Annotated in this window: 16 protein-coding genes and 3 tRNA genes; 12 read left to right on the forward strand and 7 right to left on the reverse strand. The window is 50.5% G+C overall.

All coding sequences use genetic code 11. The features are described from left to right. Positions 1-117: 117 nt before the first annotated feature. From gutQ to srlA, 7 genes are all read right to left on the reverse strand, one after another. Entirely contained in the window at positions 118-1,083 is a 966-nt protein-coding gene (gutQ, locus tag WBL83_RS06585; RefSeq protein WP_424588388.1) for an arabinose-5-phosphate isomerase GutQ, read from the reverse strand. After that, on the reverse strand, positions 1,076-1,849 hold the full coding sequence (gene srlR / locus WBL83_RS06590; protein ID WP_424588389.1) for a glucitol operon DNA-binding transcriptional repressor SrlR: 774 nt from the start codon (positions 1,847-1,849) through the stop codon (positions 1,076-1,078). Before srlR ends, gutQ begins: the two co-directional genes overlap by 8 nt. Before the next feature lie 68 nt (positions 1,850-1,917). Further along, positions 1,918-2,277, reverse strand: a complete 360-nt coding sequence (gutM, locus tag WBL83_RS06595; RefSeq protein ID WP_424588390.1) for a transcriptional regulator GutM — start codon at positions 2,275-2,277, stop codon at positions 1,918-1,920. A 77-nt stretch (positions 2,278-2,354) separates the two neighbouring features. Beyond that, positions 2,355-3,134 (reverse strand): sorbitol-6-phosphate dehydrogenase, encoded by a 780-nt coding sequence (gene srlD, locus WBL83_RS06600; RefSeq protein WP_424588391.1) that lies wholly within the window; start codon positions 3,132-3,134, stop codon positions 2,355-2,357. A gap of 20 nt (positions 3,135-3,154) precedes the next feature. Next, entirely contained in the window at positions 3,155-3,517 is a 363-nt protein-coding gene (srlB, locus tag WBL83_RS06605; protein WP_424588392.1) for a PTS glucitol/sorbitol transporter subunit IIA, read from the reverse strand. Between the two features lie 8 nt (positions 3,518-3,525). Then, entirely contained in the window at positions 3,526-4,488 is a 963-nt protein-coding gene (gene srlE / locus WBL83_RS06610; protein WP_424588453.1) for a PTS glucitol/sorbitol transporter subunit IIB, read from the reverse strand. Positions 4,489-4,500: 12 nt separating this feature from the next. Then, positions 4,501-5,049, reverse strand: a complete 549-nt coding sequence (gene srlA, locus WBL83_RS06615; protein ID WP_424588393.1) for a PTS glucitol/sorbitol transporter subunit IIC — start codon at positions 5,047-5,049, stop codon at positions 4,501-4,503. Positions 5,050-5,300: 251 nt separating this feature from the next. Between srlA and mltB the strand changes: the two genes are divergently transcribed. The 12 genes from mltB to WBL83_RS06675 all read left to right on the forward strand — a co-directional run bounded on the left by mltB (position 5,301) and on the right by WBL83_RS06675 (position 15,437). Continuing rightward, on the forward strand, positions 5,301-6,374 hold the full coding sequence (mltB, locus tag WBL83_RS06620) for a lytic murein transglycosylase B (RefSeq protein WP_424588394.1): 1,074 nt from the start codon (positions 5,301-5,303) through the stop codon (positions 6,372-6,374). Positions 6,375-6,647: 273 nt separating this feature from the next. Beyond that, on the forward strand, positions 6,648-7,343 hold the full coding sequence (locus tag WBL83_RS06625; RefSeq protein ID WP_424588395.1) for a metal ABC transporter ATP-binding protein: 696 nt from the start codon (positions 6,648-6,650) through the stop codon (positions 7,341-7,343). Further along, positions 7,340-8,224, forward strand: a complete 885-nt coding sequence (locus WBL83_RS06630; RefSeq protein WP_424588396.1) for a metal ABC transporter permease — start codon at positions 7,340-7,342, stop codon at positions 8,222-8,224. Before WBL83_RS06625 ends, WBL83_RS06630 begins: the two co-directional genes overlap by 4 nt. Further along, complete coding sequence (locus WBL83_RS06635) at positions 8,221-9,099, forward strand: metal ABC transporter substrate-binding protein (RefSeq protein ID WP_424588397.1); 879 nt, start codon at positions 8,221-8,223, stop codon at positions 9,097-9,099. Before WBL83_RS06630 ends, WBL83_RS06635 begins: the two co-directional genes overlap by 4 nt. A 128-nt stretch (positions 9,100-9,227) precedes the next feature. Next, positions 9,228-9,737, forward strand: a complete 510-nt coding sequence (pncC, locus tag WBL83_RS06640; RefSeq protein ID WP_424588398.1) for a nicotinamide-nucleotide amidase — start codon at positions 9,228-9,230, stop codon at positions 9,735-9,737. Between the two features lie 83 nt (positions 9,738-9,820). Continuing rightward, on the forward strand, positions 9,821-10,885 hold the full coding sequence (recA, locus tag WBL83_RS06645) for a recombinase RecA (protein WP_424588399.1): 1,065 nt from the start codon (positions 9,821-9,823) through the stop codon (positions 10,883-10,885). A 67-nt stretch (positions 10,886-10,952) separates the two neighbouring features. Further along, entirely contained in the window at positions 10,953-11,462 is a 510-nt protein-coding gene (locus WBL83_RS06650; protein WP_424588400.1) for a regulatory protein RecX, read from the forward strand. A 138-nt stretch (positions 11,463-11,600) separates the two neighbouring features. Further along, on the forward strand, positions 11,601-14,228 hold the full coding sequence (gene alaS / locus WBL83_RS06655) for an alanine--tRNA ligase (protein WP_424588401.1): 2,628 nt from the start codon (positions 11,601-11,603) through the stop codon (positions 14,226-14,228). 250 nt (positions 14,229-14,478) lie between these two features. Then, positions 14,479-14,664, forward strand: coding sequence for a carbon storage regulator CsrA (gene csrA / locus WBL83_RS06660; RefSeq protein WP_013574027.1), 186 nt, complete (start codon positions 14,479-14,481; stop codon positions 14,662-14,664). Positions 14,665-14,989: 325 nt separating this feature from the next. Then, positions 14,990-15,082 (forward strand) — tRNA-Ser (locus tag WBL83_RS06665). Positions 15,083-15,086: 4 nt separating this feature from the next. Next, a tRNA-Arg gene (locus WBL83_RS06670) sits at positions 15,087-15,163 on the forward strand. Between the two features lie 197 nt (positions 15,164-15,360). Continuing rightward, a tRNA-Arg gene (locus WBL83_RS06675) sits at positions 15,361-15,437 on the forward strand. Positions 15,438-15,509 lie beyond the last annotated feature (72 nt).

Here is a 15,509-nt window from a genome sequence, read left to right on the forward strand (position 1 = left end):
TGAAGAAACGATCCTGAACGTCCTGCTCAGGATCGAGAATGGGGCAAAGCGTATCACAATGAGAGAGGGGGTTAACATCTTATCGAAAAGGTTACGAGCCGGATCGAAAACTCGCGTTTACATAATCCCAGCCTGGTGGAAATCGTGCAGGTTAATCGCGCCAACCAGTTGACCGGTTTCATCGACGACGGGTGCCGCACTGATGCGTTTTTTCATGAGTATTTCTTTGGCCTCAGCCGCTCGCATTTCGGTCTGGAGTACGGAACATTGAGTGGTCATGGCATCACAAATGCCCGCTTCAAGTTTACCGCCTCCCACCAGCCAACGACGTAGATCGCCATCAGTGAACACGCCCACAACCTGATGATGAGTGTTGGTCACGCACACCAGGCCAAGCCCTGTGCGGCTCAGTTCGAGTAAGGCATCCATGACTGTTGCTGTGTCCGCGACAGCCGGAAGCTGTTCCTCTGTGCGCATCAGGTGATGCACGCGGTTTAACAAGCGCGCGCCCAAAGCCCCAGCGGGATGGGAGCGAGCGAAGTCTTCTTCATTAAAGCCACGCTCCTGCATAACCGCCATGGCGAGTGCATCACCCATCATGAGTGTATTCACCGCGCTGGATGTTGGGGCCAGGCGCATAGGGCAAGCTTCGCGTTCAACAGAGATGTCGAGTATAGCGAGTGCAGCTTTGGCGAGCGGGGAGTCGGGTTTACCCGTAATGGCAATCAAGGTGACTGCTTTTTCCTGAAGGCGCGGGATGATTAAGTCCAGTTCTTTGGCCGTGCCAGAATAGGAGATAAACAGCATGATATCCCGGCTCTCAATCATCCCTAAATCGCCATGAAGGGCTTCCGCAGGATGAACGAAGAAAGCAGGGGTGCCAGTGCTGGCAAGCGTTGCGGCAATTTTTTTACCAATATGCCCTGATTTACCCATACCTGAAACAATCACTTTGCCTTCACAGGCAAGCATTGCACGGGCTGCACTCACGAATGGTTCGCCCAGCCTGTCGGCTAAACGGCTGGCTTCATAGAGTTCTAATTCCAGCGTTTCGCGCGCGATGCGTATCATTCTTTCAGTCATGTTTTTCCTCCGTGATAATCACGTTGATTCCCTTATCCTGCAACGCCGTCAAAAACGCCTCGCTGATGCCGCTGTCGGTAATGATGGTGTGGACGCTGTCCAGCCCACAAACAATGTTCGGGCTCTTGCGGCCAAATTTAGACGAGTCAGCCATCAGGATCACCTGACGCGCTGCATTGCACATCGCTTTGCTGACGGTATACACCTCATTAAATGTGGTGACACCGGCATTCAGATCGATGCCATCGGTGCCCATAAACAGTTTATCGAAGCTGAATTGTTCAAAAGCGGTTTCGGCCAGCTGACCATGAAAAGAGGCTGATTTTTTACGGAAGGTGCCGCCTGGCATCAGGATTGTTTGCTCGTTATCCAGTTCTGAAAGCGCATTCACAATATGAAGGCTGTTGGTCATGACGGTGATGTTATTAAAGCGCTGTAAGAGGGGAACCATTTGCAGCACCGTGCTCCCGGCATCCAGAATAATCGAATCACCATCATGGATGAACGTGACTGCCACATCTGCGATTTGTTGTTTTTTATGGGTATTGATCAACGTCTTGTGGTCGATAGGCGGATCGGGTTCATCCTTGTTGAGCACTACGCCACCATAGGTACGGATAACCGTGCCTGCATTTTCCAATAGCACCAGATCTTTACGGATAGTCGTACCCGTGGTGGCAAAATATTGCGCGAGATCGTCAACGGAACTTTTTCCTTGTTTTTGCAGATACTCCAGGATTGCGGCCTGCCGCTGGCGTGGTTTCATAAGCTCTTATTACCTTGCGCTAATTTTTAGTTTGATAATTTCGCAAGCAATAAGCGTTCGAAACGAAATTATCCATGTTTCACTTTAATCGCTAATGATAGAGCATTCTGACAGTTCCGATCATGGGGGAAGATCACATCAGGTTGTAATTCCTTTCGGTTCATCCCATGTATTTGTGACAAAGGTATGGGTCTGGCAAATATAGTGATCCCTTTCATCATTAAACTGTCGCAGATGTTTTGATGTTCATCGAATGCCAGCGCAATAACCACGCGAGGCCTGAAGCGCGCCCCCGAGCGCCCGATACCCACGGCTCCTTTCTGGCATAACTTTTCAAACGCGCGATTGAAATGGCGTATTTGCCAGCCGCCCAGGACAAGTTGGCTTAGCCAGGCGATAACCGCGATGGCGATAAGTGCATTGATCATTTTTTCTCTCTTTAGCGTGCTGGATAGCGCGTATGCTGCGATACGGCTATCCAGCCGTGGTGTTAAAACATCAACTGTTAAAACATCACCTGGCCGCCGGTAATGTTGATAGATTGCCCGGTGCAGTACGATGCTTTTTCGCTGGCATAAAACAGCAGGGTATTCAGTACATCCTGATAGTCGCAACCGCGCTTGAGCGGGACTTTATCAATGTAATATTGCTCGACTTCATCTGCCGCAATGCCCAGTTTCTCGGCATATTGTGGCAGTAATGACTGAAACATTGGCGATTTCAAAAGGTTGCCAAGCATCAGGGCATGAACGGTGATGCCATATTCAGCTAAATCCAACGCCAGTGATTGTGTCAGCCCTACGCCGCCAAATTTTGCCGCGCTATAGCCGGAGTTATGCTTACTGCCCACTTTCCCGGATTTTGAGTTGATCTGGATAATGCGGCCATGAATGCCATCGCGAATCATCAGTGCTGAAAACGCTTTGGCACACAGAAAATAGCCCACCAGATTGACTTGCAACGAGCGGTCAAAATCACCCAGCGCGAAATCACCAATAAATGCGGCTTTGGCAATTCCGGCGCTATACACCAGTAAATTAACCTGACCGAAAATCTCATCTACTCCGTTTGCCAGTGCAGTTACGCTCTGTTCGCTGGTGGCATCCGCACCAAACCCCCAGGCCATGCCGGTACCGTACTGGTCGTTAATTTCCTGCGCGACACGGGCAGCTTTCTCGCTTTGGATATCCACCACGGCAATTTTGTAACCTTCCTTCGCAAGCCCATGGGCGAGAAATGCTCCGAGGGTTTGTCCTCCCCCAATGACAACGGCAACTTGGTTCATGCTCTACTCCTTTAATGTATTTAGGCTAAAAACTTCAACTGGCAGCCGGTTTCAATATTCTGTGGTAGCGGCCCGTTAACATGGACGTTTCCCGGGTATTCGGCCTGCGCTTCGCCGTCGAAACGCAGGGTGATATGTCCCAGTTCCTGTAAGTTCTGTTGGGCGACATTGCCAACCGCGGTGACATCGTAATGTTGCCCGTTCAGCTCAAAACTGATGCCGGCTTCAAGCGTGCCGTTCAATGCGCCGTGGCAGTGAATAAAACAGAAATCCTGAATATCTGCGGGAGCGCCTTCCCGAAAAGTGATCAGCATGTTGTCCTCCAGCGCGTCGCGAGCGGACTGGCCGATATACGTGATGGTCGTTTGATAGATAGTTCGCATAACTCACCCTATTGATAGATAAAGCCGGAGACTAACCAGGCGATGAGGACGGTAGGCGCACCGGTTAAAAAGCGGCCGACTAATACCGATGGCACGCCGACGCGCACCGTGTCCTGTCGGGCTTCAGCCAGAGAGAGGCCAACCGGAATGAAGTCACAGGCTGCTTGCGCGTTGATAGCAAATAGCGCGGGCAGCGCCAGATGAGGTGGAATATGGCCGAGGCCTATTTGTACGCCAATCAAAACCCCAATCACCTGAGCGATAACCGCCCCAGGGCCAAGGAAAGGTGAGAGCAGTGGGAATGAACAAATCAGCGCCAGGGTTATCAGCCCGATGGGGTTGTTGGCCAGCGGAGCCAGGCCATGAGCAACCCAGTCGCCTAATCCTGAAGCCATGATGATGCCGATAAGCGCCGAGACAAACGCCATAAACGGCAGGATAGTTTTTAACACGGTATCGATGGTGTCGCGTCCAGCCTGAAACAGCACCGCCACGGCAGAACCCATTCCCATGCCGACTTTTGCCAGCAAACCATCGCTTTGTTCGGTAATTTTTTTACTGGTGTCATATTCACGAACCGGCGCTTTCGCGACGGGCTGAGTTTCATTTGTCTCCCAACTGATGTTTTCTTCTCGCACACCGGAAACATAAATATCTTCAACGATATACTGCGCCATTGGCCCGGATTTTCCGGTGGCATGAATATTGATGGTCGGAATGCGGCGTTTCGGATACAACCCGCAGCGCAGTGTTCCGCCACAGTCGATCACCGCCACGCCGATTTCTGCTTCCGGCGGCTCGCCTTCTTTAAAGCCATCTACCGCTTGCCAGCCCGTCATTTCACTCAGCTTATCGATAATCGCCGGGCGAGTTCCTGCGGTGATATAGACGATTTTTTTTCCAGGTTCGACCGGCAGAATGAGCGGGCCGCCCCAACCACCCTGGCCTTTATCAATACGAATATTTTGCATCATGATTTTTCCCTAAAGTCGCACCTGGCGTTCAAGTTCGATACCCATTTTCTTCTCGAAAATCGAGGTGGTGAGGTCGGTTATCCAACCACGGAAGAAGTTAGTGACCAGGCCGACGAGCAGATAACTCACCGCGAGTGGGCCGAGCGGCAGACCGAGCGTGGTCAGCCCGCTGGCGATCCCCAGATAAACAAATAGCTCGCCAGGATTGATGTGAGGGAAAAGGCCATTCATTGAGTGGCAACTGTATGAAGCGGCGGCGTAATAGCTCGGTTTGTATTTCTCGGGCATAAAGCGCCCCAGACTTAGCGTCATCGGGTTGCAGAACACAAACGTACCGATGCAAGGCAGTAACAGGTAACGGGAAACCGGGTTGCCGGCACAGCGCTGGGCCATACGTTCGATGCGATGTTGGCCGATGAAATTAATTAACGCGTTCATTATCACCAGCAGGCTTATCAGCAGCGGAAGAATACCGGTCACCATGCCGGTAAAAACTTCTCCCCCTTTTTGGAACAGGCCAATAAACCATTCAGCTCCATGGGTAATCATGTCGATCATTGTTATCTCCTGAAGGGTAAATGCTCACTCTGCGTTCAGTGGCAGTTCATGATAATCACTTTGAAACCTTTAAATATGTTATTTAGATCTCATTGTGAAACATAAATCTATTAATTTGAAAGGTTGTGAGGTTTGTATTGAAAAATGTGTTGATGAAATGAAAGGAGTTAGAAAGGGGGATCACTGATTATTGATTTTGATTTACCATAAGGAATACACATTCGTCGTCAGTCATATGGATATCCCAACACATGCGTTATTCCGCCGCGTTACTTCCGCTTGTTGTCTTGCTTGCCGCATGTAGCAGCAAACCGAAAACTGAAACTCAGCCACAGCAAGCTGGCACGCCTTCGGGTGGTTTCTTGCTTCAGCCACAGCATGATGTGTTTATGCAGACGGGGGATTTTGCCAATAATCCGGAAGCCGAGAAATTCATCAATAAAATGGTGAGTGAGCATGGCTTTGACCGCCAGCAACTGCATGAAGTGTTGTCTCAGGCGAAAAGACTGGATTACGTGTTGCGTTTAATGGACCAACAGGCTCCAACCACCGCGCCACCTCCGGGTCCAAATGGCGCATGGTTACGTTATCGCGCTAAGTTCATTACGCCAGATAACGTGCAAAATGGCGTCGTTTTCTGGAACCAATACGAAGATGCGTTGAAACGTGCCTTCCAGGTTTATGGCGTTCCTCCTGAAATTATTGTTGGGATTATCGGCGTGGAAACCCGCTGGGGTCGCGTGATGGGCAAAACACGCATCATTGATGCCCTGGCGACGTTATCCTTTGCTTATCCGCGTCGTGCGCAATACTTCTCTGGCGAACTGGAAACCTTCCTGTTGATGGCGCGTAATGAAGGCGATGACCCGCTGGCTCTGAAAGGTTCATTTGCCGGAGCGATGGGTTACGGCCAGTTTATGCCTTCGTCATTCAAAGAATATGCGGTTGATTTCAATGGCGACGGCCATGTGAATTTGTGGGATCCCGAAGATGCCATCGGCAGCGTGGCGAACTATTTCAAAGGTCATGGCTGGGTGAAAGGTGATTTGGTAGCGGTTCCTGCCAACGGCCAGGTGCCGGGATTAGCCAATGGCTTTAAAACCAAGTATTCCGTTTCTGCACTGGCGCAATCCGGTCTGAGCCCAACGGCTTCTCTGGGGAACCATCAGGAAGCCAGTTTACTGCGACTCGATATGGGCGATCGTTATCAGTACTGGTACGGTTTACCGAACTTCTACACCATCACCCGTTACAACCACAGCACGCATTATGCGATGGCGGTCTGGCAGTTAGGCCAGGCGGTTTCATTGGCTCGCGTTCAGTAATCTTTTCCCCGCCTTGCTCTGAGGCGGGGTCTGCTTTCTCCCGCACTTCTTTCTTCAATGTCTCACTTGAAGGTTTTTCCTGATCGTCGATCAGGAATTTACATCGCACTCAATTTCATTTATGTTATGTTATAACAAATCAAGTTGAAGGGTTTTCCCCGCAATGCTTCCTTTACGGACACTTTTAACAGTGGCTGCGCCAGTTCGATTTTGCGCAGTTTTAATTCTGCTCGCCGGCCTATGGCTGGCTATTCGTTGGGCGATTGCACTGCCATGATCACGCTGAATCAATTGGTGTTGGGTTATCAGGGAAGGGCGGTGACGCCTGCATTAACGGGGCAGATTGTGAAAGGCAGTATGACTGCCATTATAGGCGCGAACGGCACAGGGAAATCGACGTTACTCAAAACGATACTGAAACTACAGGCGCCTGTTTCGGGGCAGCTACAATTTACCGACGGGAGTGCACCAAGCATTGCCTGGCTGCCACAACTCGCTGAAATGGAAAGACAGTTTCCTGCTACTGTTTACGATGTGGTGTGCATGGGAGCCTGGCCGGCCCGCAATCTGTTTTCAGCATTGAATCGCCAGAACCGCTTGCGGATAGCCGATGCCATTGAACGCGTTGGCTTGAGTGCTTATAGCAAACAACCTATCGAAATGCTTTCTGGCGGACAGTTCCAGAGAATGTTGTTCGCGCGTTTACTGGTGCAAAACGCGCCGTTGGTTTTGTTGGATGAACCTTTTACCGGAGTCGACGCCCAAACCAGTGATTTCCTGATGTCGCTAATCTGCCAGATGCATCAGGCAGGGCAAACGGTGCTGGCAGTACTGCATGATAACGAGCGCGTCAGCCGACATTTCCCACAGGTGTTATTACTCACACAGGATCATTTCCATTGGGGGAATGCTGCTCAAGTGTTACCTCGTTATTCGCAAATCGGTAATAATCTGGCGCTATCCGCATGATTTATCACTTCTTCTTTGAACCGTTTATTGATTACGGTTTTATGCGCCGTGCGCTCGTCGCGTGCCTGGCGTTATCACTGAGCACCGCTCCCCTGGGGATTTTTTTACTGCTAAGACGCATGAGTCTGGTGGGGGATGCGCTTTCTCACGCCATCTTACCTGGTGTTGCGGTGGGCTATTTACTGGCAGGTATGTCGCTGGTGGCGATGGGGATTGGCGGGTTTGTCGCAGGCGTGCTGGTCGCGTTAATTTCCGGGCTGGTAAGTTCCCGAACCAAACTTAAAGAAGATGCCAGTTTTGCGGGTTTTTACCTTGGCTCGCTGGCTTTAGGCGTCACGCTCATTTCGCTTCGCGGTTCCAGCGTTGACCTGTTGCATCTGTTGTTTGGCTCCATTCTGGCAGTCGACAGCCAGGCGACGATCTTTGTCGGCGTGATTGCCAGCGTAACGTTACTTATCCTTGCGGGATTGTATCGTGGCCTGGTGATGGAAACTTTCGACCGCAGCTTTTTACAGGTCAATAACCGCTATGCTCCCCATCTTATTCATGGTGTATTTCTCGCGCTGCTGGTGCTTAACCTGGTCGCTGGATTTCAAATCCTCGGTACGTTGATGTCGGTTGGGCTGATGATGTTACCGGCGGTGTCGGCGCGCTGTTGGGCGAAAACACTGCCCGGCGCGATGTTTATCGCCGTGGTCTGCGGTTTGTTGTCGGCGTGGATTGGGCTGGCATGGTCTTTTGCAGCCGCACTGCCCGCAGGCCCGGCGATTGTCCTGACGGCAAGCGTTGGCTTCTTTATCTCAATACTTTTCGGTTCGCGCAGCGGGCTGGCTCGAAGCCTTTGTAGAGGCTGGATAACAACAAGCAAGGGGATTAAATGAAACGTTTTGGGATGATGATGTCATTGGTGCTGGCTTGTTCCAGCCAGGCGGTATTGGCGAAGAACCTCAATGTGGTGGCAAGTTTCACGGTGCTCGCCGATATGGCTAAGCAAGTCGGTGGTGAGCATGTGACGGTTAAAAGCCTGGTCGGGCCAAACGGCGATCCCCATAGCTTTGAACCTTCACCGCAAGACAGCGTGGCTTTAAGTCAGGCGGATGTGGTTATCGTTAGCGGCCTGGGAATGGAAGGATGGATGGACCGCCTGGTGAGTGCATCAGGTTATAAAGGCAAAATTATTGTTGCATCTGAGGGTATCTCCACCCGCAGTATGATGGATGAAGGTAAACAAATTACTGACCCGCATGCGTGGAACAGCGCCGAGAATGGTGCCGTTTACGCGCAAAATATCATGAAAGCGCTGATGGCCGCTGACTCACAAGACGCTACGGCAATCAGTGAAAGCGGGACCGAGTACGTTACGCGCCTGAAACTCCTGGATAGCTGGGCAAAAACACGCTTTGAGTCTGTTCCAAAATCGCACCGTAAAGTGCTGACCAGCCATGATGCCTTTGGTTATTTTGGCCAGCAATACGGCGTGACTTTCCTGGCTCCGGTGGGGTTCTCGACGGAAGCCGAAGCGAATGCCAGTGATGTCGCAGGGCTCATCAAACAGCTCAAAAGCCAGCATATCCAAACATACTTTATTGAGAACCAGACCGATCCTCGCCTGGTCAAACAAATCGCGGCAGCGAGTGGCGCACAACCTGGCGGAGAGTTGTACCCTGAGGCACTTTCCGACGCAAGCGGCCCCGCCAGCACTTACGAAATGGCTTTCAAGCATAACGTCGAAACTATCGCCAACAGCATGAAGTGATTTAATCGGCCAGCATCCGCTGGCCGTTCTATTCTCTGGAACTCCCTCGCGTTATTGAATGTAATCCTCTGAAAGTCTCGTTAAGTGCTATCGTGTCACTCTGCGATATGTCTACAATCGGAGCCAATATGACAGAGAAAACATTGCGTCAATTAAGTCATCAGGTGGGCGAAGCGCTTGGGCAGCTTGGTGCTACTCTCACGACGGCAGAATCTTGCACTGGCGGCTGGATTGCAAAAGTGATTACCGATGTTTCAGGCAGTTCCGCCTGGTATGAACGTGGCTTTGTTACCTACAGTAATGAGGCTAAACACCAGATGATTGGTGTTGATAGCGGCACGCTTGAAACCCATGGCGCAGTAAGCGAAGCCGTGGTGCGCGAAATGGCGCAAGGGGCGTTATATGCCGCTTCTGCAGACTACGCGATTGCCGTGAGTGGTATCGCTGGGCCAAATGGTGGCAGCGAAGAAAAACCGGTTGGCACTGTGTGGTTTGGTTTCAGCTCAAAGCTTGAGGGCACTGTCGCTCGCCATCAACTTTTTGAGGGTGAGCGTGACGCTGTTCGCCGCCAGGCCACTGAATATGCGCTGCAAACCCTATGGGAAGAATTTCTCAAAAATAAGCTTGATACTGTATGACCATACAGTATAATTGGCACAACAAAACAGCATAGTAAGCAGCGTGGCGCATTCGTGTATCACCCTGCATGACAGGAGTAAAAATGGCTATCGACGAAAACAAACAGAAGGCGTTAGCGGCAGCACTTGGCCAAATTGAAAAACAATTCGGTAAAGGCTCCATCATGCGTCTGGGTGAAGACCGTACCATGGATGTGGAAACGATCTCTACCGGTTCACTTTCACTGGATATTGCTCTGGGAGCCGGTGGCTTACCAATGGGTCGTATCGTTGAAATCTACGGACCAGAGTCTTCTGGTAAAACGACGCTGACTTTGCAAGTTATCGCCGCCGCTCAACGTGAAGGTAAAACGTGTGCGTTCATCGATGCCGAGCATGCTCTGGATCCGATTTACGCTAAGAAATTGGGCGTCGATATCGACAACCTGCTGTGTTCTCAGCCAGATACAGGCGAGCAAGCTCTGGAAATCTGTGATGCACTGGCACGTTCTGGCGCCGTTGACGTTATCGTGGTTGACTCCGTTGCCGCTCTGACACCGAAAGCTGAAATTGAAGGCGAAATCGGTGACTCTCATATGGGTCTTGCGGCACGTATGATGAGCCAGGCAATGCGTAAACTGGCGGGTAACCTCAAGCAGTCTAATACGCTGTTGATCTTCATTAACCAGATTCGTATGAAAATTGGTGTGATGTTCGGTAACCCGGAAACCACGACTGGTGGTAACGCACTGAAGTTCTACGCTTCTGTCCGTCTGGATATCCGCCGTATCGGTGCGGTAAAAGATGGCGATAACGTGGTGGGTAGTGAAACCCGCGTTAAAGTAGTGAAAAACAAAATTGCAGCACCGTTTAAACAAGCTGAATTCCAGATTATGTACGGCGAAGGTATCAACTTCTACGGCGAGCTGGTTGATTTAGGCGTGAAGCACAAGCTGATTGAAAAAGCGGGCGCCTGGTACAGTTACAACGGTGAGAAGATTGGCCAGGGCAAATCAAACGCCAGTAACTTCCTGAAAGAGAACAAGCCGATGTCCGTGGAAATAGAGAAGAAACTCCGCGAGATGCTGCTGAACAATCAGGACGGTACGCCAGATTTCGTCGTTAACGACCACGACAAAGACGTCGCAGAAACCAACGAAGACTTCTAATTACCCTCAGGGCCGCTAAATGCGGCCCTTGTTGCATTTAGCCCTTACTTGCCGCAGTTTATAATCTATGTCTGAATCCTCCCCCTCTAAACGCAGCGCCTACTCTCGCTTACTCGACAAAGCAACCCGAGTTCTCGCCATGCGCGACCACAGCGAACAAGAACTCCGCCGTAAACTTGTGGCACAACCTACATTCCCTGGAAAACCACGAGTTGAAGAAGATCCTTTTACGCCTGAAGATATCGAAAAAGTGATTGCCTGGTGTTATGAACACAACTGGCTGGATGATGCCCAGTTTGCATCACGCTTCATTACCAGCCGTGCCCGCAAAGGCTATGGCCCACAACGAATCCGCCAGGAATTGCAAAGCAAAGGTATCAAACGTGAGACGGGTGAAGCGGCAATGTTCAATTGTGAAATAGACTGGCAGGAGATGGCTCGGGAAATCGCCGAGCGAAAATTTGGTGAGCACCTTCCTACCGAATGGAAAGAACGAGCCAAAGTGCAGCGTTTTCTACAGTACCGTGGTTTCTTTATGGAAGATATCCAGGGCATATACCGAAATTTTTCCGATTAGGCATACACGGGATTTTACTTCCCTGATAAGAAAACTTATCTTATTCCCACTTTTTCCAGGTAAACAGGTCAAGGCCAAAGCATCAAAATTGGTTATGTCAGGTTTGCAACTCCTCGTTAGCTTGATTTCAGGATAATTATGAGCAAGAGCACCGCTGAGATCCGTCAGGCGTTTCTCGATTTTTTCCATAGTAAAGGTCACCAGGTTGTAGCGAGCAGCTCCCTGGTTCCGAATAACGATCCTACTTTGCTGTTTACCAATGCCGGGATGAACCAGTTCAAGGATGTGTTCCTTGGTCTCGACAAACGTAACTATTCCCGTGCAACAACGTCTCAACGTTGTGTTCGCGCCGGTGGTAAACACAACGATCTGGAGAACGTCGGTTACACTGCACGTCACCACACTTTCTTTGAAATGCTGGGTAACTTCAGCTTCGGTGACTATTTCAAACATGATGCCATCAACTTCGCATGGGAATTATTGACCGGCGAACAGTGGTTTAACCTGCCAAAAGATCGTCTGTGGGTCACGGTTTACGAGACTGACGACGAAGCGTTTGAAATCTGGGAAAAAGAAGTTGGTGTCCCGCGCGAGCGTATTATCCGCATTGGTGATAACAAAGGTGCAGCTTACGCATCTGATAACTTCTGGCAGATGGGTGACACCGGTCCATGCGGCCCATGCACCGAAATCTTCTTCGACCACGGCGACCACATTTGGGGCGGCCCTCCGGGGAGCGCTGAAGAAGATGGCGACCGTTACATCGAAATCTGGAACCTCGTCTTCATGCAGTTCAACCGTCAGCAAGATGGCACCATGTTGCCATTGCCTAAGCCGTCAGTTGATACTGGTATGGGTCTGGAGCGTATTGCCGCTGTTCTGCAACACGTCAACTCCAACTATGAAATCGATCTGTTCAGCCAGTTGATTAAGTCTGTTGCCAACGTTACTGGTGCAACCGATCTGACCAGCAAATCGCTGCGTGTTATTGCTGACCATATCCGTTCTTGTGCATTCCTGGTTGCTGATGGTGTTACGCCATCCAATGAAGGTCGTGGCTACGTGCTGCGCCGTATCATTCGTCGTGCCATTCGCCACGGCAACATGCTGGGTGCTAAAGAAACCTTCTTCTACAAACTGGTTGGCCCATTGGTTGAAGTGATGGGCGCGGCGGGTGAAGAACTGCAACGTCAGCAAGCGCTGGTTGAACAGGTTCTGAAAACCGAAGAAGAGCAGTTTGCTCGTACGCTTGAGCGTGGTTTAGCTCTGTTAGATGAAGAGCTGGCGAATCTGAAGGGCGATACGCTGGATGGCGAAACTGCTTTCCGTCTGTACGACACTTACGGTTTCCCGGTTGATCTGACTGCGGATGTTTGCCGTGAGCGTAACCTGAAAGTCGACGAAGCTGGTTTTGAAGCAGCGATGGAAGAACAACGCCGTCGTGCGCGTGAGTCCAGCGGTTTTGGCGCGGACTACAACAGCATGATCCGCGTAGATTCAGCTACCGCTTTCAAAGGTTATGATCACACTGATTTGACCGCGAAAGTCACTGCACTGTTTGTTGACGGTAAAGCCGTTGAACAAGTGAATGCGGGCCAGGAAGCAGTTGTCGTGCTCAACGAAACCCCATTCTATGCAGAATCCGGTGGTCAGGTTGGTGACAAAGGCGCCATCAAAGGCAACGGTGTCGACTTTGCCGTTAGCGATACGCAGAAGTATGGCCAGGCAATCGGTCATCTTGGCAAATTAGTCGCAGGTGTTGTGAAAGTGGGCGACAGCGTCAAAGCTGAAGTTGATGAAGCGCGTCGTTCACGCATTCGTCTGAACCACTCCGCAACTCACTTGCTCCACGCTGCACTGCGCCAGGTACTTGGTACGCATGTTGCGCAGAAAGGCTCTCTGGTTAACGACAAAGGCCTGCGTTTCGACTTCTCGCATTTTGAAGGCATGAAACCGACTGAAATCCGTGCGGTTGAAGATATCGTCAACGCCCAGATTCGTCGCAACTTGCCAATCGAAACCAACGTAATGGATTTGGAAGCGGCGAAAGCTAAAGGTGCTATGGCACTGTTTGGTGAGAAGTATGATGACCACGTGCGTGTTCTGAGCATGGGTGATTTCTCTACCGAATTGTGTGGCGGTATTCACGCGAGCCGTACTGGCGATATCGGCCTGTTCCGTATCGTGGCAGAATCCGGTACCGCTGCAGGTGTGCGTCGTATTGAAGCCGTGACTGGTGAAGGTGCGCTGGCAAACCTGCATGCTCAGAGCGAACAACTGCAAGATATTGCTCAACTGCTCAAAGGCGACAGCCAGAATCTGAATGAGAAAGTGCGTTCAGTTCTGGAGCGTACCCGCCAGCTTGAAAAAGAGTTGCAGCAGTTGAAAGAACAGCAGGCAGTGCAGGAGAGTGCAAATCTTTCCAGCAAGGCTGTCGATGTGAAAGGCGTTAAGCTCCTCGTGAGTGAACTCGCCAACGTTGAACCGAAATTGCTGCGTACGATGGTCGATGACCTGAAAAATCAGCTCGGTTCGGCAATTATCGTTCTGGCGACTGTATCAGAAGGTAAGGTTTCTCTGATTGCAGGTGTCTCTAAAGATGTGACCGACCGCGTGAAGGCGGGAGAACTGATTGGAGTTATCGCTCAGCAAGTCGGTGGCAAAGGGGGCGGTCGTCCAGACATGGCTCAGGCTGGCGGTACAGATGCTGCAGCATTGCCGGGCGCACTGGCCGGTGTTGAAGCTTGGGTATCGGATAAGCTCTAAGTAAAAAAATAAAGTGCAGACAGGCGCTATAACTCATTCAGGTTATAGCGCCTTCTTAAATTTGCACACACTCAATAATGATAAAGTCAGGTTAAAGTTGCGTATATCGGCTAGACTTATTCATAACAGAATGTAATGTCGTGGTTAGTGACACATTATGTGTTTGTAGCTACTTACTTTTTGTCGTATATGATGGAGAACGCCGGGATACAGAGAGACCCGACTCTTTTAATCTTTCAAGGAGCAAAGAATGCTGATTCTAACTCGTCGAGTTGGTGAGACCCTCATGATTGGGGATGAGGTGACCGTGACAGTACTTGGGGTAAAAGGTAACCAGGTTCGTATTGGTGTTAACGCCCCGAAGGAAGTTTCTGTACACCGCGAAGAGATCTACCAACGTATCCAGGCTGAAAAATCGCAACAAACGAGTTACTAAAGTTACTGCGTCTCGCTATCTACTGGCGAGACGCTTCCTTTAGGGCACCATTTTCTTCGCTTTACCTCGCAATACCTCTTATATCTTCCGCCATTACCAACATTTCTTATTCATCCGTAATGCTTTCTTATCTGCATAAATCCTATCTTGCCTGTTGATAAAATACTCTTTTTGCTGTCAATTCGCCCGAATTGTGCGTGAAGTGTGCAATTGAAAATGAGTTGGGAAAAATTGTTTGACTTATAAGTGCAGGAAAGTAATATGTGCGCCACGCAGTGCCGATGAGCAGAAACAAGTTCAGCGGTGCACCTCGAAAGAGGCGTGTGGTGAGGTGGCCGAGAGGCTGAAGGCGCTCCCCTGCTAAGGGAGTATGCGGTCAAAAGCTGCATCCGGGGTTCGAATCCCCGCCTCACCGCCATTTTGCATCCGTAGCTCAGCTGGATAGAGTACTCGGCTACGAACCGAGCGGTCGGAGGTTCGAATCCTCCCGGATGCACCATTCTTCCTACTACCACTTTGCACCGGTAGTGTTCCAAAGAAAGATAATTTCTTAGCGAACAACAGGGAGAAAAACGTTGCTTAAGCAACGGCCCGTCAGGGCAAGCACCGCGAGTAACACTCCGGATGCACCATCTTGTTTGATGTTGTTTAGAACAACAAACAGCATTAAGTCAGCAGTAAAAGAAGTAATCCTGTGCACCCATAGCTCAGCTGGATAGAGTACTCGGCTACGAACCGAGCGGTCGGAAGTTCGAATCTTCCTGGGTGCACCATATTCCCCTCAGTTATCAGCAATGATAATGTGCCAGAGAAATTAAATTTCTCAGCTTGCACAAGGGAAGATA

The sequence above is a fragment of the Buttiauxella sp. genome (assembly GCF_049686335.1).
In the GTDB taxonomy this organism is placed as follows: Bacteria; Pseudomonadota; Gammaproteobacteria; order Enterobacterales; family Enterobacteriaceae; genus Buttiauxella.

Coding starts and splice junctions, on each gene's coding strand:
- gutQ (WP_424588388.1), bottom strand. CDS start 1,083: ATGACTGAAAGAATGATACGCATCGCGCGCGAAACGCTGGAATTAGAA.
- srlR (WP_424588389.1), bottom strand. CDS start 1,849: ATGAAACCACGCCAGCGGCAGGCCGCAATCCTGGAGTATCTGCAAAAA.
- gutM (WP_424588390.1), bottom strand. CDS start 2,277: ATGATCAATGCACTTATCGCCATCGCGGTTATCGCCTGGCTAAGCCAA.
- srlD (WP_424588391.1), bottom strand. CDS start 3,134: ATGAACCAAGTTGCCGTTGTCATTGGGGGAGGACAAACCCTCGGAGCA.
- srlB (WP_424588392.1), bottom strand. CDS start 3,517: ATGCGAACTATCTATCAAACGACCATCACGTATATCGGCCAGTCCGCT.
- srlE (WP_424588453.1), bottom strand. CDS start 4,488: ATGCAAAATATTCGTATTGATAAAGGCCAGGGTGGTTGGGGCGGCCCG.
- srlA (WP_424588393.1), bottom strand. CDS start 5,049: ATGATCGACATGATTACCCATGGAGCTGAATGGTTTATTGGCCTGTTC.
- mltB (WP_424588394.1), top strand. CDS start 5,301: ATGCGTTATTCCGCCGCGTTACTTCCGCTTGTTGTCTTGCTTGCCGCA.
- WBL83_RS06625 (WP_424588395.1), top strand. CDS start 6,648: ATGATCACGCTGAATCAATTGGTGTTGGGTTATCAGGGAAGGGCGGTG.
- WBL83_RS06630 (WP_424588396.1), top strand. CDS start 7,340: ATGATTTATCACTTCTTCTTTGAACCGTTTATTGATTACGGTTTTATG.
- WBL83_RS06635 (WP_424588397.1), top strand. CDS start 8,221: ATGAAACGTTTTGGGATGATGATGTCATTGGTGCTGGCTTGTTCCAGC.
- pncC (WP_424588398.1), top strand. CDS start 9,228: ATGACAGAGAAAACATTGCGTCAATTAAGTCATCAGGTGGGCGAAGCG.
- recA (WP_424588399.1), top strand. CDS start 9,821: ATGGCTATCGACGAAAACAAACAGAAGGCGTTAGCGGCAGCACTTGGC.
- WBL83_RS06650 (WP_424588400.1), top strand. CDS start 10,953: ATGTCTGAATCCTCCCCCTCTAAACGCAGCGCCTACTCTCGCTTACTC.
- alaS (WP_424588401.1), top strand. CDS start 11,601: ATGAGCAAGAGCACCGCTGAGATCCGTCAGGCGTTTCTCGATTTTTTC.
- csrA (WP_013574027.1), top strand. CDS start 14,479: ATGCTGATTCTAACTCGTCGAGTTGGTGAGACCCTCATGATTGGGGAT.